General features: G+C 43.8%; 20 protein-coding genes. 11 read left to right on the plus strand and 9 right to left on the minus strand.

Going from position 1 to position 23010, the window contains the following annotated elements:
- The first annotated feature begins 78 nt into the window (after positions 1–78).
- A complete protein-coding gene (locus tag B4033_RS03890; protein WP_286832246.1) occupies positions 79–1104 on the plus strand; it encodes an alpha/beta hydrolase in 1026 nt (341 codons plus the stop codon).
- A 10-nt stretch (positions 1105–1114) separates the two neighbouring features.
- On the opposite strand, the gene B4033_RS03895 is transcribed toward B4033_RS03890, so the two are convergent.
- The 4 genes from B4033_RS03895 to B4033_RS03910 form a co-directional block, all read right to left on the minus strand.
- Entirely contained in the window at positions 1115–2287 is a 1173-nt protein-coding gene (locus tag B4033_RS03895; RefSeq protein WP_273798909.1) for a benzoate/H(+) symporter BenE family transporter, read from the minus strand.
- Positions 2288–2411: 124 nt separating this feature from the next.
- Entirely contained in the window at positions 2412–3062 is a 651-nt protein-coding gene (gene leuE, locus B4033_RS03900; RefSeq protein ID WP_286832249.1) for a leucine efflux protein LeuE, read from the minus strand.
- A gap of 67 nt (positions 3063–3129) precedes the next feature.
- Positions 3130–4113 (minus strand): transaldolase, encoded by a 984-nt coding sequence (gene tal / locus B4033_RS03905; protein WP_286832251.1) that lies wholly within the window; start codon positions 4111–4113, stop codon positions 3130–3132.
- An 88-nt stretch (positions 4114–4201) separates the two neighbouring features.
- Positions 4202–5092 carry a LysR family transcriptional regulator gene (locus tag B4033_RS03910; protein WP_286832253.1) on the minus strand — a complete coding sequence of 297 codons (891 nt, stop codon included), beginning with the start codon at positions 5090–5092 and terminating at the stop codon, positions 4202–4204.
- Between the two features lie 94 nt (positions 5093–5186).
- Between B4033_RS03910 and aceI the strand changes: the two genes are divergently transcribed.
- Positions 5187–5618, plus strand: coding sequence for a chlorhexidine efflux PACE transporter AceI (gene aceI, locus B4033_RS03915; RefSeq protein ID WP_286832255.1), 432 nt, complete (start codon positions 5187–5189; stop codon positions 5616–5618).
- Between the two features lie 94 nt (positions 5619–5712).
- On the opposite strand, the gene B4033_RS03920 is transcribed toward aceI, so the two are convergent.
- A complete protein-coding gene (locus B4033_RS03920; RefSeq protein ID WP_004783924.1) occupies positions 5713–7230 on the minus strand; it encodes an acetyl-CoA C-acetyltransferase in 1518 nt (505 codons plus the stop codon).
- A 240-nt stretch (positions 7231–7470) separates the two neighbouring features.
- Here B4033_RS03920 and B4033_RS03925 point away from each other — a divergent pair, with 240 nt between their 5' ends.
- The 5 genes from B4033_RS03925 (at position 7471) to dnaX (ending at position 13983) form a co-directional block, all read left to right on the plus strand.
- Positions 7471–8862 carry a 3-oxoacyl-ACP reductase gene (locus B4033_RS03925; protein ID WP_286832256.1) on the plus strand — a complete coding sequence of 464 codons (1392 nt, stop codon included), beginning with the start codon at positions 7471–7473 and terminating at the stop codon, positions 8860–8862.
- Positions 8863–9051: 189 nt separating this feature from the next.
- Entirely contained in the window at positions 9052–9906 is an 855-nt protein-coding gene (locus tag B4033_RS03930) for a MaoC family dehydratase (protein ID WP_286832257.1), read from the plus strand.
- 71 nt (positions 9907–9977) lie between these two features.
- Positions 9978–11228, plus strand: coding sequence for a serine hydrolase domain-containing protein (locus B4033_RS03935; protein ID WP_286832277.1), 1251 nt, complete (start codon positions 9978–9980; stop codon positions 11226–11228).
- An 83-nt stretch (positions 11229–11311) separates the two neighbouring features.
- Entirely contained in the window at positions 11312–11761 is a 450-nt protein-coding gene (locus B4033_RS03940; protein ID WP_286832258.1) for a copper resistance protein NlpE N-terminal domain-containing protein, read from the plus strand.
- Between the two features lie 128 nt (positions 11762–11889).
- A complete protein-coding gene (gene dnaX, locus B4033_RS03945) occupies positions 11890–13983 on the plus strand; it encodes a DNA polymerase III subunit gamma/tau (RefSeq protein ID WP_286832259.1) in 2094 nt (697 codons plus the stop codon).
- 3 nt (positions 13984–13986) lie between these two features.
- Here dnaX and B4033_RS03950 read toward each other — a convergent pair whose 3' ends face one another.
- Both B4033_RS03950 and B4033_RS03955 read right to left on the minus strand, forming a co-directional pair.
- Positions 13987–14436, minus strand: coding sequence for an acyl-CoA thioesterase (locus tag B4033_RS03950; RefSeq protein ID WP_286832260.1), 450 nt, complete (start codon positions 14434–14436; stop codon positions 13987–13989).
- Between the two features lie 52 nt (positions 14437–14488).
- A complete protein-coding gene (locus B4033_RS03955) occupies positions 14489–15649 on the minus strand; it encodes an iron-containing alcohol dehydrogenase (protein ID WP_286832263.1) in 1161 nt (386 codons plus the stop codon).
- Positions 15650–15765: 116 nt separating this feature from the next.
- On the opposite strand from B4033_RS03955, the gene B4033_RS03960 reads away from it, so the two are divergent.
- From B4033_RS03960 to B4033_RS03975, 4 genes are read left to right on the plus strand one after another with little or no spacing between them, the layout of a single operon-like run.
- Positions 15766–16278, plus strand: coding sequence for a low molecular weight protein-tyrosine-phosphatase (locus B4033_RS03960; protein WP_286832266.1), 513 nt, complete (start codon positions 15766–15768; stop codon positions 16276–16278).
- Between the two features lie 3 nt (positions 16279–16281).
- Entirely contained in the window at positions 16282–17316 is a 1035-nt protein-coding gene (murB, locus tag B4033_RS03965) for a UDP-N-acetylmuramate dehydrogenase (RefSeq protein WP_286832268.1), read from the plus strand.
- 11 nt (positions 17317–17327) lie between these two features.
- A complete protein-coding gene (locus tag B4033_RS03970; protein ID WP_286832271.1) occupies positions 17328–18461 on the plus strand; it encodes a YdcF family protein in 1134 nt (377 codons plus the stop codon).
- Positions 18461–19504 carry an alpha/beta hydrolase gene (locus B4033_RS03975; protein ID WP_005222451.1) on the plus strand — a complete coding sequence of 348 codons (1044 nt, stop codon included), beginning with the start codon at positions 18461–18463 and terminating at the stop codon, positions 19502–19504. Before B4033_RS03970 ends, B4033_RS03975 begins: the two co-directional genes overlap by 1 nt.
- 62 nt (positions 19505–19566) lie before the next feature.
- On the opposite strand, the gene B4033_RS03980 is transcribed toward B4033_RS03975, so the two are convergent.
- Complete coding sequence (locus B4033_RS03980; protein ID WP_286832274.1) at positions 19567–21237, minus strand: FMN-binding glutamate synthase family protein; 1671 nt, start codon at positions 21235–21237, stop codon at positions 19567–19569.
- A gap of 459 nt (positions 21238–21696) precedes the next feature.
- A complete protein-coding gene (locus B4033_RS03985; RefSeq protein ID WP_005222449.1) occupies positions 21697–22698 on the minus strand; it encodes a helix-turn-helix transcriptional regulator in 1002 nt (333 codons plus the stop codon).
- Positions 22699–23010: the final 312 nt, after the last annotated feature.

The following is a 23010-nucleotide window of genomic DNA, read 5'->3' on the forward strand; positions in this document are numbered from 1 at the left end:
CAATCCATATTAAGCTGATTGGGTTAAAATATATAGAGCGTTGAAACTTGGAAAATTATTAGTGGAAATATTCAAGATATGGTGAATACACATATAGTCAAAGCTGGAAAAGGATTATTAGGATTAATACTTTTATGTGGGTTATATGGCTGTCAGAGTACGGCACAGAACAGTAAAATTATTGCCACTGCTTTTAATATGACGACAGCTGTACAGCAGAAAATCATGGATCGTTATGCACCGGATGATGTCATTGTGCAGCAAAATATTCTCTATGATTCTGATCGGCGGCTAGGTTTGGACTTATATCAGCCACAAAATATGACTCAACTAGAACAACGCCCAACAGTGATCTGGATTCATGGCGGTGGCTGGATTTCCGGATCTCGCGAACATGCACGGGGTTATTTTAAACTGCTGGCATCAAAAGGTTATAACGTGGTGTCTGTGCAATATCAGCTTGCTCCTCGGTCAACTTATCCAAGCCAGCTACGGCAAATTAATATGGCATTGGCTTATCTCCAGACACATGCTTCCCAATACAAGATTGATCCAGATCAGCTTTATCTGGCTGGAGATTCTGCCGGTGCCAATCTCGCCAGTCATTATGCGGCCTTGTTAACCAATCCGGTTTTTGCCCGCAACTCTGACTTTGTGCCATCAATCCAGCCTGCACAGCTTAAAGGGCTAATTTTACACTGTGGCATTTATGACCTGAACGCGTTTGTGGATACGGCACCAGAAAAAATCAAACTGATTGAATGGGGAGTTCATAATATGGTGCAGGCCTATACAGGTGATCGCCGGCATGATGCGGAGTTCTTGAAAAAGATCTCACCTATTCAGCACATCACTCCAAATTATCCACCAGTGCTGATCAGTGGTGGAAACAAGGACTTTCTCACAGAAACGCAGTCCTATCCATTTGTGCAAGTTTTGAAAGCGAATCAGGTGCCGGTAAAGGAGATCTTTTATCCAGAATCAAAAACATGGCTGATCCATGAATATCAGTTTTATATGGGTAAAAAAGAAAGCCAGCAGACCTTTGAACATACACTTCAATTTCTGCAATCACCTACTGGTGTGTTATCCAACCTTAATTAAAATAAGACTCTTAATAAGTTTTACGCCATTTAAAGAACAGATGTACTATCAGGCCAAACAATAGTCCCCAGAATGCTGAACCGATGCCAAGGAATTGCACTCCTGAAGCACTAAACAGGAAAGTTAATAATGCCGCCTCGCGTTCATCCATGTGGCTGAAAGCAAGTGTAATGTTATGTCCAATGGTGCCCAACAGGGCAATACCTGCCAGTGCAGTAATAAACACGGCGGGGAAAGCTAAAAGAATACTGGTCAGTGTGGCTGCAAATAAGCCCATGAGGATATAGAAGAAACCACAGCTCATGCCAGCAATATAACGTTTCTTGCTATCTGGATGGGCCTGATCATCCAGGCTGATCGCGGCGCTAATCGCTGCAATATTGACGGCAAAACAGCCAAAAGGAGCCAGTAAGGTCTGAGCAGTGCCGGTCCAGCCAATCAGCTGATTAACATGTGGCGTATAACCATAACTTTTAATCATTGCCAAGCCTGGTAAATATTGCGATGCCATATTAATAACAAAGAGTGGCAAGGCCAGACCAAGAATCGCAGCCCAGGAAAATTCAGGGCTCACCCAGACTGGATGAGCCAGTGACCAATGCAGCCTCGGTGGATTGAAGTCCAGAAATATGGGACATAGGGCGACACCAGCAATCACGGTAACCACAATGCTATAACGGGGCGATAGCCGCTTGGCAATGATATAGGCAGCCAGTAGACATAGGATAAAGCCCAGCTCATGTTGCAAGCTGGCAAACAGACCAATCCCGAATTTAAGTAAGACTCCTGCCAGCATTGCGCTGGTTAGACTTTGCGGAATCGCATGCAGGACTTTCTCAAAAATACCTAAAAAACCCAATAGGGCAGTGACAAGGCCGCAGACCAGAAAAGCACCCAAAGCTTCAGGCAGGCTATAGCCTGTGCCGGTTGCCAGAATTAAGGCCAGACCTGCGGTTGACCAGGAAGTTGCTACTGGATATTTAAACTTCCAGGAAAGAATAAGCCCACAAAGACCAATCCCGATCCCCAAGGCCCAGAACCAGGAAGTAATTTCAGCTGTGTTAGCGCCTAAGAGCTGTGCAGCCTGAATTACCAGCACAGAGGAAACACTGATCCCAACTAAAAAAGTAATAAAACCTGCAAATGCTGCGGGTAGGGAGAAGTCTTGAAGGAGTTTTTGCATATCCGTTGCAGAGATAATCGGTATGAGTGAAAAGTGCACTTATCATACGCGCTTCAGTAATGCTGTTAAAGGCAAAAATAACCTAAATCACGTAGGGTTATAAGTTGTTGGGACATCATGCATTTCATAAAATTGAAGTCGCCAGTTTTAGCCCAAAGCCACAAAATAGGACTGCCACACTGGCTACACAGAGTGAAGTCAGACGGTAACGATGCCCAAAAAATTGAGCCAGCGTAGCACCTGAAAAAATCAGAATACTGAGATAAGACATGCTGATAATCTGCAAAATAATTGCCAGAATCGTAAAAGTCAGTGCAGGGTATGGATAGGTTGGATCAACAAACTGCACAAAAAAAGACAGATAAAACAGAATCGCTTTGGGATTCAGAATGCTGATGGTCATCGCCGTACGGAAGGGATGTAATTGCTTCAGATTCTGCTCGGCTCGCTGGATCTGTGCCTTGCTATGTACGGTATTCCAGGTGTGGTAAGCCGCAATCAACAATTTAATACCCAGATAGCTCAGATACACTGCACCAATAATTTTCAGAATAGTAAACAGGACCGGAAAAGCATGCAGTAAAGATGCTGCACCGAGTGCGGTCAGGAAAATTAAAACCATATCTCCAGCATAGACACCGAATGCGGCCTGATATCCGGTTTTAATCCCGTAGCTAGAAGCTATCGACATGACGTAGAGGGAATTCGGTCCGGGTAACATCACAATTAACGCTGTTCCAATGATAAAAGTCGTTAAATCAGTGATACCAAACACGCAAAACCCACATACAAAAAAGCCGATGCAGCATTATACCTGCATCGGCTTAGAGCTGAATTAAGATTTAAGCTTTAATTTCTGAATCTACTGCAAAACTTTGGCTTAACAGGGTAGATAGCTGTTCACGTGCTTTAATAAAGCCTTGAATACCCGCTTCCAGTAACTGGGATGCCATTGGATCTTGTTCTAGTTGCTGTTTAAACTCTTCCTGGCTAATTGGAGTTAAAGTCCCTTGCTTTGGAACATGATCCGAAGACAATTGCGGCTCAACAACACGGTTATCCTGTTCCAGTTGGTCGAGCAGGTTGGGTGCAACAGTTAACAGGTCGCATCCAGTCAGACCCAGCACCTGATCAATACTACGGAAGCTGGCACCCATCACTTCAGTCTGTATACCGTGTGATTTGTAGAAGTTATAAATACTTTTTACCGATAACACACCTGGATCTTTTTCAATCGGATACTGATCTACACCTTCAGCCTTTTTGTACCAGTCCAGAATACGGCCAACGAATGGCGAAATCAGGGTAACTTTGGCATCTGCACAGGCATGTGCCTGATGCTGACCAAAGAGCAGGGTCAGGTTGGTATGAATGCCTTCGGCTTCCAGCGCACGTGCGGCCTGAATACCTTCCCAGGTCGATGCAATCTTGATCAGGATACGATCTGAAGCAACGCCGTACTGTGCGTACAGTGCCAGTAATTCTTTGGCTTTGGCAATCGTCGCTTCAGTATCATAAGACAGGGAGGCGTCTACTTCAGTGGAAACACGGCCTTCAATCAGTTTAAGAATTTCCACACCAAATTTAACCGTAAGAATGTCAATAGTACGTTCAATCAGTTCATTACCCACATAACCTTCGGTTTTAGCCTGCGCATAGGCATCTGCAATCAGAGCTTTGTTTTCAGCCTGATTGGCTGCAGCAGTAATCAGTGAAGGATTGGTGGTTGCATCGAGTGGACGGAATTTTTCAATCGCAGCTAAATCGCTGCTGTCCGCAACAATGGTGGTGAATTGTTTTAGTTGGTTTAACGCACTTTGTGTCATTTGGATCTAGTTCTTAGGTTATTGCTTATGCATTCTGTTATATCACAAAGTGCTTATTTCCCAAGTGTTCACCGACTATTTTCAGTAACTAATCTGTATTTTTGCGTTGATTTCTGATGTGATTAATCAAAAAATGTGCAGCCTGACCGAGTTTTGTTTCACGACTCCAGACCAGATCGACAAAATAATCAAACTTTGGGGTGAAATCATACAGATCCAGAATATGCAGTTGTTCCTGAATATGTGGATGTTCATGCAGCATTTCCATCGGTAAAATCCCCCAGCCCAGACCCTGTTTAATCAGTCGATAGGCAGAGTGATGGTTATCGGTACGCCAATAGTTTCTGGAAAATAACAGTTCTGGCTTGATCTGATGATCACGGCTGGCAACTACAATCTGGCGACTATTCAGAATCTGCTCATAGCTAACCTGATCAAGCTGACTTAAAGCATGGGATTTCGCGGCAACGGCAACCAGCGTTTCTTTTTTCAGTTCTACAAACTGCTCTCGGGTCTCCAGTTGCTCTCGTTCAAACATCAATGCAAGTTGGGCAGCGCCTTCAAATAACAACCGGTGAGCATCTTCTTGCGGGGCAGAAAATACATTGATTTGTAAATCCGGAAACTGCTGTTCCAGTAAGACTACATAATCAGTCCAGCGCGTGTGTAGGAGCTCAGATACAATGACAATATTCAGTTCAGATTCTAGCCCTGAGCTTAATGCTTGAGCATGTTGCTTCCACTGATTCATTTCTACTAACAGTTGTTCAGTCTTTGCATATAGCACTTGAGCTGCCGTTGTAGGTTGCGGCTCACGGCCAATCCGTTTAAAAAGCTGTAAATCCAGATCAATTTCCAGATTGGCAATGGACATGCTCACTGCAGAAGGAACTTTACCAAGTTTACGTGCAGCAGCAGAGAAGGAGCCGGTTTCCATGACCAGTTTAAACATCAGCAGCTGTTCTTGATTAATATTCATGAATTCTATCTTTCATTTTTATTGATAAATTCTAACTCGAATAATCAAATTTAAAGAAATAAAATTCTTTTATCTCCTGACTTGATGAACTGAAATGTTAATTTCGAAAAGAAGACTGATTCATGCCACCTTATATGAAGGCATTTTATTGGTGGTGATTGCCATATTACTGAGTACGCTCATGAATATGCCGCTTGAGGTCACAGGCGCTCTCGGAATTGCGATGGCTGTGACTTCAATGTTCTGGAATATGCTGTTTAATCATTATTTTGAAAAGTTTGAAGCCAAACATCGTCTGAAAAGAACCATCAAAGTGCGAATTGCCCATGCGATTGGATTTGAGGGCGGTTTGATGCTGGCGACGATTCCCATGGTGGCTTATACATTACAGACCAGTCTGGCGCAGGCTTTTTTTCTGGATTTGGCGATGACGCTATGTATTCTGGTGTATACCTTTATTTTCCAGTGGTGCTATGACCACCTTGAAGCCAAAATGGGTCTGGAACCAGACTACCGAAAAGCTTAACTTGAGTCTTTACTAGAGTAATCTTCAGTGCTTTATTAAAATTACTGCAATAAAAAACCGCTCATAAAGAGCGGTTTTTTATATGAGGCTTGGATTATTTTTCAATAATTGCTGTTACGCCTTGACCACCAGCTGCACAGATCGATACAAGCACACGACCTGAACCTTTCTGGTTAATCAGTTTTGCCGCAGTCGCGATAATACGACCGCCAGTCGCTGCAAACGGGTGACCTGCAGCAAGAGAAGAACCTTTTACGTTCAGTTTGGCACGGTCAATTGAACCTAGTGGAGCATCCAGACCTAAACGCTCTTTACAGAATTTTGGATCTTCCCAAGCTTTCAGCGTTGAAAGTACTTGTGATGCAAATGCTTCATGAATTTCATAGTAGTCAAAATCTTGAAGTTTCAGACCAGCACGTTCCAGCATACGAGGAACTGCATAAGCAGGTGCCATCAACAGGCCTTCTTTCTTCTCTACGAAATCAACGGCAGCAGTTTCCTGGAAAGTCAGGTAAGCCAGTACTTCATGACCATTTGCTTTAGCCCATTCTTCAGAAGCCAATAGCACACAAGACGCACCATCAGTCAGTGGAGTAGAGTTACCCGCTGTCATGGTACGTGCATCGCCTTTACCGAATGCAGGTTTTAGTTTCGCCAGTTTTTCAACTGAAGAATCTGGACGCAAGTTGTTGTCACGTTCAAGACCCAGGAATGGAGTCACCAGGTCATCAAAGAAACCTTCTTCATAGGCTGCTGCCATTTTTTGATGTGAAGAGGCTGCAAGCTCGTCTTGCGCTTCACGGGAAATACCCCATTCTAGTGTAGTAATTGCCTGATGGTCACCCATAGACAGGCCAGTACGTGGCTCACCATTTTTTGGTGCGTCCATCAGGTCTTTCACATTGATTTTAGTCAGGGCTTTTAAACGGTCTTTCGCAGTTTTCGCAATATTCAGCTCAAGTAATGCTTTACGCAAGCCATCACCGAAAGCGATGGGTGCATCAGAAGTCGTATCTACACCGCCTGCGATTCCCACTTCGATTTGACCTAGAGCAATCTTGTTCGCGACCAGGAAGGCCGCTTGAAGGCCAGTACCACATGCTTGCTGGATGTCATAAGCAGGGGTTTCTGGTGCAAGAGCAGTATTCAGTACACATTCACGCGTCATGTTGAAGTCGCGGCTGTGTTTCAGTACAGCACCTGCAACCACTTCACCTAAGCGTTGACCTTGAAGGTTAAAACGTTCAACCAGACCATTCAGGGCTGCTGTGAACATATCAGTATTGGATGCCGTAAAGTAAGCACCGTTAGAACGTGCAAATGGAATGCGGTTACCACCGATAATAGCAACGCGGCGAACTGTATTTTGGCTCATGTTTGGTTCCTGTTGAACAGAAGTCTGTGTTATAGATGTTGAATCTTGTTGGCTTGAAGTCGTTTTTTTGGTACGTGCAGATGTACTGCGTGTACGTGTGGTTTTAGCCGGACTTTTTTCTGCGGCATTGGCTGTATCAGGATTTTTAGTGCTACGCTTGCTACGCGTTGATGGTTTTGACACAGTTTCTGTCGCAGAGTTCTCGACTGCTGGATTATCTTGAGTTGTTTTGCTCATAAGGCTTTACCAGGCAAATAGATCGTCTTCTTGGCGGTTACATTAGCATAGAAGGCTATAGGCTGAATTGACTAGAATGACATTACAGAGTGCGCTTAGGTCAAGTCATCTGCCTGTTATCTCAAGTATGATTGGGTGGAATCTGGTAGATCTATTGAAATATAAGTGTCTGGCATCATACTGAAGTTTAAGGATAACTTTAGATCAACCAAAAATTAATTTGTATGAGAGATAATAAACATGACTGATCAGTACCAAACTTTTGCAAAATCTCCTATTGGTAAATTTGTCATTAAAAATTTGGGTCTGCCATCCCCAACTTCTTTAGAGCGTTTTGAGTCTGCTACACCTGTAGTTAAAGGCGCGGTATTGTTTGGAGCAGCACCAGCAAGTACCTTGACTGGTGCTATTGCTCAGGTTCTGGCAAATATTCATGCCAATAGTTATGCAGGTAACAATGCTGAACTGCAACAGGCTGCTGCATCAGCTGGACTGAATCTGGGTGCGTTTAATCCGGGCGATAAAGAATCAAAATTCAAAGTTGTCATTTTTGATGCTTCAGGAATCGAAAATTCAGAACAGTTAAAATCACTTTATGATTTCTTTAACCCGATTGCGCGTCAAATCCAAAGTTCTGGCCGTGTCGTGATTGTGGGGACTACGCCTGAAACTGCTAAATCAGTCAGTCAGTCAATTGCTCAACGCGCACTGGAAGGTTTTGTAAAATCTGTGGGTAAAGAGTTTAAAAAGGGTATTGCAGCGAACCTGATCTATGTAGATGCCGGTGCTGAAGCAAACCTTGAGTCTGCTTTACGTTTTGCAGTTTCTCCACGTTCTGCCTATGTTTCTGGTCAGGTGATCCGTGTTTCACCTGCTGAAAAAGTGGATGTGGACTGGACTAAACCATTAGCGGGTAAAACTGCTGTAGTGACTGGTGCGAGCCGTGGTATTGGTGAAGCGATTGCTCATGTATTGGCACGTGATGGCGCACATGTTATCTGTCTGGATGTTCCGCAGCAGCAAGCGGACCTTGACCGTGTAGCTGGTGAAATTGGCGGTTCAACTTTAGCCATCGATATTACTGCTGCAGATGCAGGTGAGAAAATCAAAGCGGCAGCAGCTGAGCAAGGCGGTCTGGACATTATTGTGCACAATGCCGGTATCACCCGTGACAAGACTTTGGCCAATATGAAGCCTGAGCTATGGGATCTGGTGATTAACATCAACCTGTCTGCCATTGAACGTGTAAATGACTATTTAATCTCCAACGATGGTCTAAATGCCAATGGTCGCATTATCTGTGTATCCTCAATTTCAGGTATTGCAGGTAACCTGGGTCAAACCAACTATGCAGCGTCTAAAGCGGGTGTGATTGGTGTGGTGAAATTTACAGCACCAACCTTAAAAAATGGTATAACCATTAATGCTGTTGCACCGGGCTTTATCGAAACACAAATGACGGCTGCGATTCCATTTGCAATCCGTGAAGCAGGCCGCCGTATGAACTCAATGAGCCAAGGTGGTCTACCTGTAGATGTTGCAGAAACAATTGCCATGTTTGCTTCTACGGCTTCAACAGGTTTAAATGGCAACGTGGTTCGTGTCTGTGGTCAAAGCCTATTAGGGGCTTAATGGAATCTCTCCCGACCTCTCTTAAAGAGAGGAGAAGCCCCCTTTTAAAGGGGAATTCAGGGAGATTAAAATTCTAAAGAGAAAATTCCAAGAATTCTCAAAACCTCTCCAGTGCTTCACTTTCATACAATGATTGAAGTATGCTCAGGAGAGGTCACCTTATAAAGATAATATTTCCAAAGGTTCAGTATGAATACGCGCCATTTTAGTCAACTTCCAAAACCTTATTTAGCCTATCCAAAAGTGATTCAAGGCTTGATTTTTAAAAAGCCGAAAGCTGAAAAAGTTCTACCGCAAGTTGAATATGTGGTGGATTCATTCAAGGTCGATCAGAAACATTTAAAAGCCTATAATGAAGTATGTGGCTTTAAAAATAATGGTTATATTCCAGCTATTTATTTGACCGTGCTATCTCAAAGTCTGCAAATGCACATGATGACCTCGGAAGCATTTCCGTTCCCGATTTTAGGGCTGGTACATATCCGTAATCAGGTGAAGCAATACCGTAAAGTCGGTGTAAATGAGACTTTAACCTTGTCATGCAAGTTTGGTGAATTACAACCACATGACAAAGGCGTTCAGTTTGATTTTATTACTACAGTCAAAGTGGGTGATGAAGTCGTCGTTGAGGCATTAACGACTTATCTTTCACGTCAAAAGACTGATGCTAAAGCTGCTACAAAATCAGCAGAAAGTAAAGCGCCGGACTATAAGCTGAATACTGAATGGAAAATTTCAGAAAATACAGGCCGCCGTTATGCCATGACCTCAGGGGATTTTAACCTGATTCATATTCATGCCGTTACAGCGAAGGCTTTTGGTTTTAAACAGGCGATTGCACATGGTATGTGGAGCAAAGCCAAAGCGTTAGCTAATCTGTCATTGCCGGATGCGTATGAAGCCGATGTCTGGTTCAAGTTGCCAATGTACTTACCCTCTAAAGTTGAGTTCCTGACGGCTCAAGCAGCGAATGATACAGACTTCCTGATCCGGAACAGCAAAAACCAGAAGCCGCATGTGACCGGCCATGTAAAAGCGATTTAAATCTGAATCAAAAGCCTAAACTCGATTTAGGCTTTTTCATTTTAAGGGATCAAAATTCTATGGATAGAATGATGCAGCCAATTAAAGATTATCTGTTTGCTGATCAGCATAATTATCAGGGCGATGTAGATGCGCGTTTTCGCGACCTTGCTCGTCAGTTTAGCCGCTTACAGGATGCACGCACTGATCAGGGGGGTGCAGCACTTGTTGTATATTTTCAGGGACAAAAAGTTGTCGATATCTATACCGGGAAGAAGTTTGTCACTGAAAACTGGCAGTCCGATACCATGTCATTATGCTATTCCACTGGCAAAGGTGTACTAGCAACCCTAGCGCATATTCTGGTCAGTAAAGGTTATCTGGACTATGACAGATCAGTTGCAGAATACTGGCCTGAATTTGCCCAGAAAGACAAAGACCAGATCACGCTGGCACATATACTCAGCCATCAAAGTGGTTTGTATGATATTCGCAATATCATCGAGGATGCCCGGGAAATGGTGGACTGGTCGCATATACTGCAACGCGTTGCCGCAGCCAGACCACGTTTTGCTTTAGGAACGGATGCAGCTTATCAGCCGCTCACTTTTGGTTGGCAGGTCGGTGGAGCATTGGAAAAAGCGACTGGCAAAACACTTGCTGAGTTGATGGATCAATATCTGGTGCAACCATTACAGCTAGATGGTGCTTACTTTGGTGTGCCTGAGCATGAATTGCTACGTGTTGCTCGTCCGATTCACCGGAAAAAAGAACAGACTCGGTCACGCGCAGATCAAACTCATCAACCAAGGAAGCCTAATCTGATGGAACGCGCCTTAGAACTGAGTGGTCAAAATCCGCAGGATTTTCAGGATGCCATGATTCCTAAAGGTATGAAGCATCTCAACTTCTTTAGTGATGAAGGGCTTAAAGCCATTATTCCTGCAGCAACCGGGGTATTTACTGCTCAGAGTCTGGCAAAAGTCTATGCCATGCTGGCACAACAAGGCCAATGGCAGGGACAAGACCTTATTTCCCAACAGACTTTTACACGTTTAAGTACGGTGCAATATACCCATCGTGACCGGATTATGCCGTTTCCGATGCATTGGCGTCTAGGCTATCACCGCATCCTGACCTTAGGAAAATCAATAAAAGGCTTTGGTCATGTCGGTTTTAATGGCTCTGGAGCCTGGTGTGATCCGGAACGTAAACTGAGTTTTGCTTATACCCATAATTTTCCTACTGCTTCCATTACTGGAGATTACCGTCTGTGGGGCTTAACTCAGGAAGCCTTACGTTGCGCTGATCAGATCCAGACCGGACGTAAGGGCTGGTTTTAAGATTCCCGACAAATTAATGCAATTTACCTTACGGTATTCACTATGGTATGTTGCCGCATAATCAACATGCTGAATCTAGAATCATGAAGAAAGTTATTTTGATTCCATTGGTGGCAACGGCGGCACTATGGGGTTGTCAGGATACCAAACAGGATAAAGCCCAAACTGCAATTGAAGCTCAGGCGATGCAAACGGCCTGGGCGGGTGAATATCAGGGCACAACACCGTGTATGGGATGTTTGTCTAGCTGTGAAGATTGTCCGGGAATGGCTGTAAAACTTCGACTGAATGAAGATGAAACCTTTGTGCTGGAACGTGAGAGTCTGAGCGGTCATAACGAGATTGAAACGATTAGCGGTAAAATCCGTTTTCAGAATGACAGTAGACAGAAGATTGAATTGCTCAACGTCGCTAAACGAAATTTACTGTTTGTTGATCTGGAAAAGGGTTTACTCGAAATTCGTGAAGATCAAACAGGAAAACGCTATCAGATGCAAAGTGATTTTATTTTAGCTGAAAGCCTAGATTCTTGATAAAAGCTTCTGTTTTATATCCCTTTTTTTATCTGGATAGAAAAGGGATTTTTATTTATTCAATTCCTGCATTTATTTCACTATTTATCAAAAAAACAGTATGCTTAGACCTGTAAAAAGGAGCATACATGTATCAGGTACTTGCACGAAAATATCGTCCTCGTAATTTCAATGAATTGGTGGGTCAAAACCATGTTTCTCGTGCCTTAACCAGTGCGCTCGAACGCGGTCGTCTGCATCATGCCTATTTGTTTACGGGCACGCGCGGTGTGGGTAAAACGACGATTGCACGTATTCTTGCAAAATGCCTGAACTGTGAAACAGGTGTAACTTCAACGCCGTGTGAGGTCTGCCCAACCTGTACTGCCGTGAATGAAGGCCGCTTTATTGACCTGATCGAGATCGATGCAGCTTCCCGTACAAAAGTTGAAGATACACGTGAACTGTTAGATAACGTTCCATATGCACCGACTCAAGGGCGCTTCAAGGTCTATCTGATCGATGAAGTGCACATGCTCTCCACCCATTCTTTCAATGCCTTGTTAAAGACGCTGGAAGAACCACCTGAACATGTGAAGTTCCTGTTTGCAACCACAGATCCGCAAAAACTTCCGATTACGGTTATTTCGCGCTGTTTACAGTTTACTTTACGTCCATTAGCAGTCGATGAAATTACTGATCACCTGGGGCATATTTTACAAAAAGAAAGTATTCAGGCTGACCAGGATGCAATCTGGCAAATTGCTGAATCTGCACAAGGTTCATTGCGTGATGCACTGTCGCTGACCGATCAGGCCATTGCTTATGGTCAGGGCGCAATTCAGCATCAGGACGTAAAAGAGATGCTGGGTCTGATTGACCGCACCATTATCTATGACCTGATTTTGGCGATTCACCAGAATCAGAAAGCACGTGTCAGTGAACTTTTACTTCAGTTCCGGCAGCAGGCATTAGATGTATCTTTAGTACTAGATCAGCTGATTTCGACCTTACATGAACTGGCACTTTTACAATATTTGCCAGATTTAAGTCTGAAATATAGTGCTGAAATTAACCAGAAAATCATGCAGCTCTCAGGACTGATTTCAGCACAAGATCTGCAGCTGTATTATCAAATTGCCTGTAAGGGTCGTGCTGATCTGCAAATGGCAGTAACGCAGGAGCAGGGTTTTGAAATGACGGTGCTGCGCTTGCTGGCTTTCCGTCCATTACAGCCAAATGAGATTCCAGCCAATACTGTACCAGTAAAACAAGTGGCACCTGTAGCTGCACAGCCAAGTATTGTACCCCAACAGGAAAGTGCTCCAGTTGCACCACCGGTGATCGAAGATTTTCCATTAGATGATGGTTATGAGGATGAGCCAGAATATAGCTCAGCCACTGCGCAGTCTGAATCATCTTCTGATGATTTTCTCGATGTGGAAGATGAAACAGATTTACATACTGCGCCTGTCGAAGCACAGGCAGCAGAACCTACGACAGTTAAGCAACCAAGTCCGGATCAGATTATGTTTGATCCAAGTGTGGAAGATGGACTGTTTGGTTTTGATGATGTGCCGGCAGAGTCATCTATAGCAAGCACAGAAGCCAGTAGTGATGATTTCCTGTTAGAAGAATATCTTCCTGAAAATCGTACTGCTGCGCCTGTAGAACAGAATGAGCCTGAATTCAGTTTGTCTGCAGCAACACCTGAAACAGAAACTTTTGAAAATATTGAAGTTAATTCTCAAGAACAACCTATAGCTCCGACAGAAGTTGTACATATCCAGACAACAAATACAGATATTTCAACAGATCGTAATCTAATGCCACAGGATATCCTGCAAATTCCGGTACAGGACATGCAGGGTGAATGGACTGTAGAAAAATGGGAATTCTGGTTCCGCAATAGCCAGCTTTCACCGGCCGTACAGGAGCTGGCACAGTACGGCATTATGACCGGGCAGATTGATGGAGAATCAGTTTTTCATATTCCGGAGCGTTACCAGCAGTTACTCGGTCAGTTGCAACATACCCTAGAAGAAGCTTTAAAACAGCAATGGACAGGTACGCAATTCAAAGTGGAGTTTGAAGATGTCAATGAACTGACACCTTATACCATGCAGCGTGAACGTAAAGTGCGTGCATTTAAACGCGCTGAGGAATTGCTACATGCAGAGCCTGCTGTGAAAGATCTGGTACAAAACTTCGATGCAGAATTGAAAAACATTCAGCTGAAATAAGTTCTAGATTTCACAGCTACTGTGCATAAACAGACATAGGGCATCCCGCATTTCATTTGAAATCGGGGTGCTTTTTCGTGTATGACGATCGACAAAAACATGTACAAAACTGCCTTGGGCAGCAGCCTGGTCATTACCTTGCTTAAAAATAGCCAAGTCATAAGTCAGGGAAGAACTTCCTAGCTTGGCGATATTGACACCGACCTCAATCACTTCAGGATAAGACAGTTCCTGATTAAACTGACAGCAGGAATTCACCACCAAACCGATATTCGGAGACGTTCGTGGATCAAAACCGGCATGCTGGATCAGCAGGGCATTGGCTGCGGTATCAAAATAGCTGTAATAGGTGACATTATTGACATGGCCGTATAGATCATTGTCCGCCCAGCGGGTCTGGATGCTGAGGAAAAAAGTATATTGCTCACGGGTTTTGACAGATGCTTTGCTCATGAATCATTTCTTATAAAAATTGAGATTAATTTAAGCTTTTAATTGGTAAATATTAGGCATAAATCGCCTGATAGATCTGTAAAGCATCCTCTACAGTCATATCACGCGGGTTGTTTTGCAACAGTCGAGTCTGTTTCATGGCATCTTCAGCCAATATCATCAATATATGCTCAGGAATATCCAGCTGAGCAAGTTTTAAAGGTAAACCACTGTGTTGCAGATGATTATTAAAATGATCAATGAACAGATCGGTTAAGCCATCATGACAGCCTTTACTGTGGGGATCGAGCCAGGTCATTAGTTCGGCATATTTCTGTTTGGTAGCAGGGGCATTAAACTTCAGTACTTCTGTCAGCACAATCGCATTGCTATGACCATGGGATAGATGAAAATGCCCGCCAAGTGGATAAGCCAGTGCATGTACCGCACCGACTGGTGCGTTGGCAAAAGCCTGACCGGCCAGCATGGAACCGACCAGCATATTCTGGCGTGCTTCTAGGTCATCTCCATCATCCAGAACACGAGTCAGGTTGTTGTTCAAAAGCTTTAATGCCTGTTTGGCCAGCATATCCGAATAGGGATTTTTCTTGATTTTCGATGTATACGCTTCTATGGCATGCACCATCGCATCAATGCCGGTCGCTGCCGTAATATGTTTAGGTAAACCACGGGTAAAGCTGGCATCCAGAATTGCAATATCAGCAAACAGCAAAGGCGAAACAATTCCGGTTTTAGTGGTTTCACCTGTGGTCACAATTGAAATGGGGGTGACTTCCGAACCGGTTCCTGCCGTAGTCGGAATCAGGATCAGTGGTAGACGTGGGCCTTCAATTTGATCGATACCATAGAGTTCATTCAGGCATTGGGTTTGCTGTGGATGGCTCAAGACCGCAATAATCTTGGCCACATCCAGTGAACTGCCACCACCAAAACCAATCACCACATCGATCTGTTCCTGACGGGCGAAAGAAATGGCATCCGCTATGATATGTTCTGGCGGATCTGCCTGCACATTGGCATAGATAGCATAATCCAGACCTGCTTCATTGATAATGTATAAAACTTCCTCATGTAGATTCTGCGTAATCATGCCTTGATCGGTCACCAGTAGCACGCGGACATATTTGCCTTTCTGTAGAATTTGGTGCAGCTCACGAATCGTGCCAAGTCCGGCAATGATGTTGGGAACAGTCTGAAATTGAAATCTTTGCATGGCTGCTTCCTTAATTTTTATCCAAATTCATATTATTGTGGCGTTGTGATATAGGATTCACTATACAAATAACTTAACATAAGAATCCTGAAAATAAAGTAGTGCTGAGGTTGTTTATGTCATCCAGAACGCCATTTAAGGTGTTATGTGTTTGTCTGGGAAATATTTGTCGTTCTCCCACGGCAGAGGTGGTCCTCAGACATTATTGCGATGTACATAATCTCAATATCATGATTGATTCGGCGGGAACCAGTAATTATCACCCGGGTAAAGCGCCTGATTTGCGTAGTCAGGAACATGCCCTAAAGCGTGGTTATGATCTGTCTGCATTGCGTGCCCGTCAGCTGACTCTACAGGATTTCCTTGATTTTGATCTGATGCTCGCAATGGATGAAGACAATCTCAGGGATATTCTTGCACTTCAGAAACGTGCTCAACAAGAACTTGGCCAATTACATGCTGAAGTCGCCCTGATGAGTGAATATGATTCTGACTATCCAAAACAGGCAGTACCCGATCCTTATTATGGCGGTGCTGAGGGTTTTGAACGTGTACTCAATCAGTGTGAATCCAGCAGTCTTGTGTGGATCGATGTCTTTAAAATGCAACAAAAAGAGCTTAAGGTTTAAGTCATGCAAATCCAAACACAGGTTCAACTTAAACCTTTTAATACCCTCAGTCTGGATGCAGTCGCATCACATTACTGTAAAATTCAATTAATTGATGATCTGATTCAGGCTCTGGATTTTGCCAAACAGCAACAGCTGAATATTCTGATTCTATCTGGTGGCAGCAATATGCTTTTACCGGAACAGATTCATGCACTGGTATTGCATATGGACATTCAGGGTATTGAACTGCTGGATGCGGATGATCAGGTGCAACGCCTTCGTGTTGGAGCAGGCCAGAGTTGGCATGATTTTGTATTATGGACCACACAACAAGGCTTTTATGGCCTGCAAAATCTGGCTTTAATTCCGGGTCTTGTTGGTGCTTCGCCAGTACAGAATATTGGTGCCTATGGGGTAGAGGTCGGGGAATTTATTGAAAGCGTTGAAGTCTATGATCGTGCAAATCACAGCTTTAGCTCAATCAAAGCAGCAGATTGTGACTTCGCCTACCGTCATAGTATCTTTAAAGATCAGCCAAGTCGTTACATCATTACCCATGTCATCTTCCGTTTGTTGAAACAGCCGGAGCTTAAACTCAATTATGGTGACCTGAAAACAGCAGTGGGTGAGGAACAGACGCCAGAAAATCTGGAGCGCCAGGTGATCCAGATTCGTCAGAGCAAATTGCCTGATCCTAAAGAATATCCAAATGTCGGTAGTTTCTTTAAAAATCCAGTAGTTGATTTACAATTCTTTGACCAAATTGCTCAACAATTCCCGAATTTACCTCATTATCCGCAGCCAAATAATCAAGTTAAAATGGCAGCCGGCTGGTTAATCGACCAAAGCGGATGGAAAGGTAAACAGCTGGGTTCAGTCGGTATGTTCCATAAGCAGGCGCTGGTGCTGGTGAATTATGCCAATGCCTCGCTCAAAGACGTGCGTGCAACCTACCAGGCCGTACAGGCTGACGTTCAGGAAAAATTTGGGGTTCTGCTTGAACCGGAGCCAGTTTTATTTGCTGAAAATGGCATGATCCGCTCACATCAGGATTAAAGGATAAATAGATGGATAAAGCACACTGGATGGTTCGAATAGTTCAAGTAGTCTCAGTACTATTTGTGCTGTGCGCACTGTTCGTAGTCTTTCTTTATTCGCCGTTTTATTCACATCTGGTGGTCAAAGGACTGAACTATTTTGTTCCGGTCGAGGTTAATCAGATCGCGGCTGAAAGCCAGAAACAGGCCTCCTTAAGTGTCAATGAAACCCTAGAGCCAGGTTCTGAGTTATGGATTGCGCGCCAGGCCTATCTCAAGGTGATGGAAGAAGATATTTCCAAAAATCAGTCACAGAGCCTGGCACTGATTCAGGCACGCTATAAAGCTTTACAACAGTTACTTGAAAATGAACGTGAAGCTGAGGCAGAAAAATCTGAACAGCAGAAAGTTCAGGTACCATTGCTGGTGACTGAAACAGAAGCAGCTGATGTAGTAGAACCAGATGATCTGACTGAACTGTTAAGCTTGAGCAGTGATGAAAATGCTGCCCAGATGGAACAGTTTATAGAATTCCTGAAAAGCTATGATGTTGAACAGCATCAGCAAAATATTGCGCAAATGACCAATGTGGAATTTGCCGAAGACCTCGCAACTTTAAATCATGACCAAACTCAGCCAATGCAGGATGAGATGTCCAAACCTTATGCTATTGTGGTCTTGGGCGGCGGTTTGACCCTGCATGAAAATGGCAAAGATATTATTGTCAATGACTATACTCGTCTGCGCCTGGAAAAAACCTTGGAAGTCGAAAAACAGTATGATCTGCCGATTGTTTTGAGTGGTGTAGAAGCACCGTATATGCAACGCTGGTTGCAGGCCTATGATGTAGATGCCAAACTTCTTGAAGACCGTAGTATGAATACCTGTGAGAATTCCCGTTTCAGCTCATTGCTGTTACAGAAGAAGGGTGGAGCCCCTACGGTGATCCTGATCACGGACCGCTATCATATGCCACGTACACGCCGTCTGTTCGCACTTAACGGTATCCAGACCATTCCGGTGGAAGCGCCAATGCCAAATTCACTTACTGCATGGCGTCCAAGTGTTAAAAACTATGATCATAGCCGACGGGCTAACTATGAACTCTTAGCAACACTTCGGGATGTGTGGTTTGGATCAAGTGACTGTCGGGAGGTACCTTAATGTCAGATATCCCATTTTTAAACCCGACAATTCTCAAACAGCTGGAATTACCAGTCCCCAACCGGGATATTACACCACAGCTGTTGCAACCATTAAATTTGAATCGGGACATGCAGTCTACGCTGGAATTACAGGCTTACCGGAAACTGTATGGTTTTGACCTGCTCAATGCGAAACACTGGCAAGGTTATGTGCAAATGCCATTGTTTAAATTGCATGTGCAAGTCTTTGAGCCGGATCTGACCGAAAGCCGTTTTGATAAAATTCAGGGAACGGTGTTTCTGTTGCATGGCTATCTGGAACATAGCGGGATCTATCAGCCAATTGTCAAAGAGCTACTGGAAGAAGGGTTTAGTGTACTCACCTTTGATTTGCCGGGGCACGGTTTGAGTAATGGTTCATCAGCCAATATTCAGAACTTTGACCATTACCAGCAAGTATTGCATGCAGTACACCGTTATGTACGTCATGCAACGCAGTTGCCAAAACCATGGTTAGGTATCGGACAAAGTACTGGTGGTGCAATCTGGATGCACCACTTGCTGGAGTTTGCAGAACGCCGTGAAAATCCCTTTGTAGATCGCGTACTGCTACTTTCACCACTGATTCGTCCAGCTAAAACAGCATGGTGGCATAACTCTGTAGGTCTCGGGATTATTCGCCGGATTAAGCGTGAAGTGCCACGCCATTTCAGACGTAATAATCATAACCCGGAATTCCTGCGCTTTGTGCGTTTAAAAGATCCATTACAACCCCGTATGATGGGCATGGACTGGATTCTCGCGATGTCGCGCTGGATGCAGCAGATGGAAGACCGGCCAGCTTGCCGTATTCCGGTATGGCTGGCGCAGGGTGCGCAGGATCAGACGGTGGATTGGCGTTATAACATCGAATTTATTCGGCGTAAATTCCGCCTGCAGACGTTGTTGATGTTAGAGGAAGGTTCGCATCAGCTGATTAATGAGCGCGCTGATATTCGTGCGGCACTGACCGGTCTGATTCCAGCCTTTCTGCATGCGCAGGGTGGTCGAACTTATTATTAAGTTCAGATGATGAATAGTAGATAAGGCGATTCTAAAGAATCGCCTTTTTCATTTAGATATATTTAAAATTTTTCTGCAGTTGTGATATTCCACATGCGGTAATAAAAGTTTTCTTCATCACGATTTTCACAGTGAAGCAGCTCATTTTCTTTCATCCAGAAATGTAATTGTGCATAGTTTTTAATTTCATGGCTGTTGATGCGTTGAGCCAGTTGATGAGGTTTAATACCAGATGGATGACAAACACCAGCGGAAGCAATCATTTCGGAGAGGGCTTTAAGGGTGCTTTTATGATAATTATAGACCCGTTCAGCCTTGCTTGGCACATGTAGCGCCTTTTGGCGGCTCTTATCCTGAGTAGTGACACCCACCGGACACTGGTTGGTATGACAGCTTTGTGCTTGAATACAGCCAATAGCAAACATAAAACCACGTGCTGAATTGACCCAGTCTGCACCAATGGCGATCGTACTGGCGATATCGAATGCACTAATGATCTTGCCGCTTGCACCAATTTTGATCTGTTTGCGTAATCCTGCACCTACTAATGTGTTATGAACGAACAATAAGCCTTCACGCAGGGGAACGCCAATATTATCAATCATCTCAATCGGTGCTGCACCTGTACCGCCTTCTGAACCATCGACCACAATAAAGTCCGGCAGGATTTTAGTATGCAGCATCGCTTTGACGATACTCATAAATTGCCAGGGCTGCCCCAGACATAGCTTAAAGCCAACCGGTTTGCCACCAGACAGCTCACGTAATTGCTGAATGAATTCCATCATTTCAATTGGTGTGCCAAATGCAGGATGACTGGCTGGCGAAACACAGTCATGTTTGCGGCTAACTCCGCGAATCTCGGCAATTTCCTCAGAAATCTTGGCTTTTGGAAGAATCCCACCATGTCCTGGTTTCGCACCTTGAGACAACTTGATTTCAATCATTTTCACTTGTGGAATTTTGGCTTTCTCCGCAAATTTGACCGGATCAAACTGGCCGTCCAGTGTACGACAACCAAAGTAAGCACTACCAATTTCCCAAACCAGGTCTCCGCCATTTTCCAGATGATAAGGGCTAATACTGCCTTCACCCGTATCATGGTAGAAATTGCCCATTTTGGCACCCAGATTAAGCGCGCGGATGGCATTGGCACTCATACTGCCAAAACTCATGGCGGAGATATTCATGATTGAAGCACTATAAGGCTGCTTACATTGTTCATTGCCAATCGTAATCCTGAAAGTCGCTGGATCTGCGGGTGGGCAAGGGATAATCGAATGCGTGACAAACTTATAGTCATGGTTATAGACATCGATAATCGAACCAAAAGGTTTGTCAGAATTTTCATTTTTGGCACGTTGATAAACCAGACTGCGCTGCATACGGGAAAAAGGCAGGGCATCCTGATCGGCTTCAATAAAGTACTGGCGAATTTCAGGACGGAACTCTTCAAACAGGAAGCGGAAATGACCCATAATCGGATAGTTCCTGAGAATAGAATGCCGGTGTTGTAGTACATCATAGAGCCCCACCACACTCAGGACAGCGCTAATAATCCACAGCGTATTGACCAGCGTTTGAGGCATGAAATAGTAAATATAGCGGGGTGAATAGCCGATATGAAAGCCAGTGAATACCAACGCAATAAAGATACAAAGGAACCAGATGGAATACCGTGAAAAAAAGGTATTTAGCAGTTTATGCCGGACAAGTTGAGCTGGATTTGCCATAAAATCTTGATTCCCTGTTGTTCTTATCAGACCTTCAGATTTTCAAGGCTTGGCGATTTTATACAAGAACAAAATTGTTATTGGATTTTATAGGTTTAACCTGTAAAGATGGTTTAGATTAAAAATCAACTAAAATAATATGTTTAGCAGGAAAAATCCTATGAAAAAAATCTGCAAAAGGCATCGCTTCTTTTTATTTCACATGCAAGAAAAGCTGGTTTAAAGTGATTTTATCCAATAACGGAGGAGAAGGTATGACGAAGAAATCAATCCGGTTCAATACTGCAGAGCAGGCATGCTCATGTATGTAATGAGCTTAACTATGAAACTTCCTTACTGCATATATCTGGGGGAACAAGACAGGTATATGCAGAATCAGCAGTCGATCAACCAGAACAATGACAAAAACAATATAAAAAATTATGAGTCCCGGGAATGGGGCTTTTTTTTATGTTTGTTTTATGCTTCGTCTTGTTGATATACGGCTCGGGAAACGTGCTCAGGTTCAATTTTTTGAATCTTGTTACCAAAGCTGCGTAGCCACCATACCAGCTGTGAAGTAAAAGGCACAGTTGCACTAATGAGGGCCATACCATGATCAAGTTTTTCAATCTGTTGATCACGGCTGAGCTGGCTTTCTTCAAAATAGTGTGCATCTGCTTCAGGCATGTGCAGCTTCAGCATGACATTTTCAGTAGGCTGGTCAAAGTTGACCCGGAAGCCCAAAGCACCGGATTCAATATATTCATCAATATCAAAGTTCACTGGATGCAGGGCACGCGTATTTAAAACATTCGCAGACTTGAAGCGATGCAGGGCAAAGGTCTGAATATCCGATTTGTCATGACGGGTACATACCAGATAAATGATCGAACCTTTTTGTACCAATGCCAGCGGGTTGAGAATATAGGTTTTTTCTTCACTATTTTGTCCGCGACCCTGATAGATACATTCCAGCTGCTTGTCCTGTAACAGCCCTTCATAAACCGCCTGTTGTGCCTGACGGTCGACAACAGGTGGAATCAGCGGCTGAGTCGCAGGAACGATACGGACCCGGTTAATCCATTGTCGCACATTGTTCTGGGTTGACAGGCTGCGACGTGCCAGATCAAACCAGGGATTCATTTCCTCAATCAGACTAGGTGGTAACAGATGTTTGAGATGTTCCTCAACCATCATAAACGTCACTGCTTGTGAACTGGTCATGTGCGGCAGACTTTGAATCGGTGCATCGGAACGCCAACGCCAGCCCTGTGGAATAGTCTTGCTGCTTTCAATGGGAAAACGCTGCGCAATCTGATTCAAGTCACGCTGAATAGTGCGCAAACTGATTTCCACACCTTCACGTTCCAGGATTTCCTGCAATTCGCGAGTGCCCATCCATTTCCCGGTCGTCAGGCGCGATAAAATCTGCCATTGGCGATAAAGGCTATTCGAAGTTTCTTTTTCTTGTGCGGTCATAAGCTGAAATCAGGATCTGCAAATTGAGAAAAAATCATTAACACAATAAAAAATCTCTATTTTTTTCGCAAGTATTTTAAGTAATCCAGGATAGCAGAATAGATACACATTGGTGCAAAAATGCCATTGAGTCACTTGGAAATAAAGGGATTAATGGTAAGTACAAAAATACCGCATGGCATGGATATTGCTTTGTTAAATATACAATTTGATTACAATACGACGAGGTTTGTATGCTAAAAGAAACCCAGGATACAAATATCACAACGACTATAGAAAATTTTACAACAACGGCGATTAACACTAATTTTA

The sequence above is a fragment of the Acinetobacter sp. UBA3132 genome (assembly GCF_002364825.1).
Classification (GTDB): domain Bacteria; phylum Pseudomonadota; class Gammaproteobacteria; order Pseudomonadales; family Moraxellaceae; genus Acinetobacter; species Acinetobacter schindleri.

What these genes read in the sequence shown, in the direction of transcription:
- B4033_RS03890 (WP_286832246.1), top strand. Translation starts at nt 79, where the DNA reads ATGGTGAATACACATATAGTCAAAGCTGGAAAAGGATTATTAGGATTA.
- B4033_RS03895 (WP_273798909.1), bottom strand. Translation starts at nt 2,287, where the DNA reads ATGCAAAAACTCCTTCAAGACTTCTCCCTACCCGCAGCATTTGCAGGT.
- tal (WP_286832251.1), bottom strand. Translation starts at nt 4,113, where the DNA reads ATGACACAAAGTGCGTTAAACCAACTAAAACAATTCACCACCATTGTT.
- B4033_RS03910 (WP_286832253.1), bottom strand. Translation starts at nt 5,092, where the DNA reads ATGAATATTAATCAAGAACAGCTGCTGATGTTTAAACTGGTCATGGAA.
- aceI (WP_286832255.1), top strand. Translation starts at nt 5,187, where the DNA reads ATGTTAATTTCGAAAAGAAGACTGATTCATGCCACCTTATATGAAGGC.
- B4033_RS03920 (WP_004783924.1), bottom strand. Translation starts at nt 7,230, where the DNA reads ATGAGCAAAACAACTCAAGATAATCCAGCAGTCGAGAACTCTGCGACA.
- B4033_RS03925 (WP_286832256.1), top strand. Translation starts at nt 7,471, where the DNA reads ATGACTGATCAGTACCAAACTTTTGCAAAATCTCCTATTGGTAAATTT.
- B4033_RS03930 (WP_286832257.1), top strand. Translation starts at nt 9,052, where the DNA reads ATGAATACGCGCCATTTTAGTCAACTTCCAAAACCTTATTTAGCCTAT.
- B4033_RS03935 (WP_286832277.1), top strand. Translation starts at nt 9,978, where the DNA reads ATGCAGCCAATTAAAGATTATCTGTTTGCTGATCAGCATAATTATCAG.
- B4033_RS03940 (WP_286832258.1), top strand. Translation starts at nt 11,312, where the DNA reads ATGAAGAAAGTTATTTTGATTCCATTGGTGGCAACGGCGGCACTATGG.
- dnaX (WP_286832259.1), top strand. Translation starts at nt 11,890, where the DNA reads ATGTATCAGGTACTTGCACGAAAATATCGTCCTCGTAATTTCAATGAA.
- B4033_RS03950 (WP_286832260.1), bottom strand. Translation starts at nt 14,436, where the DNA reads ATGAGCAAAGCATCTGTCAAAACCCGTGAGCAATATACTTTTTTCCTC.
- B4033_RS03955 (WP_286832263.1), bottom strand. Translation starts at nt 15,649, where the DNA reads ATGCAAAGATTTCAATTTCAGACTGTTCCCAACATCATTGCCGGACTT.
- B4033_RS03960 (WP_286832266.1), top strand. Translation starts at nt 15,766, where the DNA reads ATGTCATCCAGAACGCCATTTAAGGTGTTATGTGTTTGTCTGGGAAAT.
- murB (WP_286832268.1), top strand. Translation starts at nt 16,282, where the DNA reads ATGCAAATCCAAACACAGGTTCAACTTAAACCTTTTAATACCCTCAGT.
- B4033_RS03970 (WP_286832271.1), top strand. Translation starts at nt 17,328, where the DNA reads ATGGATAAAGCACACTGGATGGTTCGAATAGTTCAAGTAGTCTCAGTA.
- B4033_RS03975 (WP_005222451.1), top strand. Translation starts at nt 18,461, where the DNA reads ATGTCAGATATCCCATTTTTAAACCCGACAATTCTCAAACAGCTGGAA.
- B4033_RS03980 (WP_286832274.1), bottom strand. Translation starts at nt 21,237, where the DNA reads ATGGCAAATCCAGCTCAACTTGTCCGGCATAAACTGCTAAATACCTTT.
- B4033_RS03985 (WP_005222449.1), bottom strand. Translation starts at nt 22,698, where the DNA reads ATGACCGCACAAGAAAAAGAAACTTCGAATAGCCTTTATCGCCAATGG.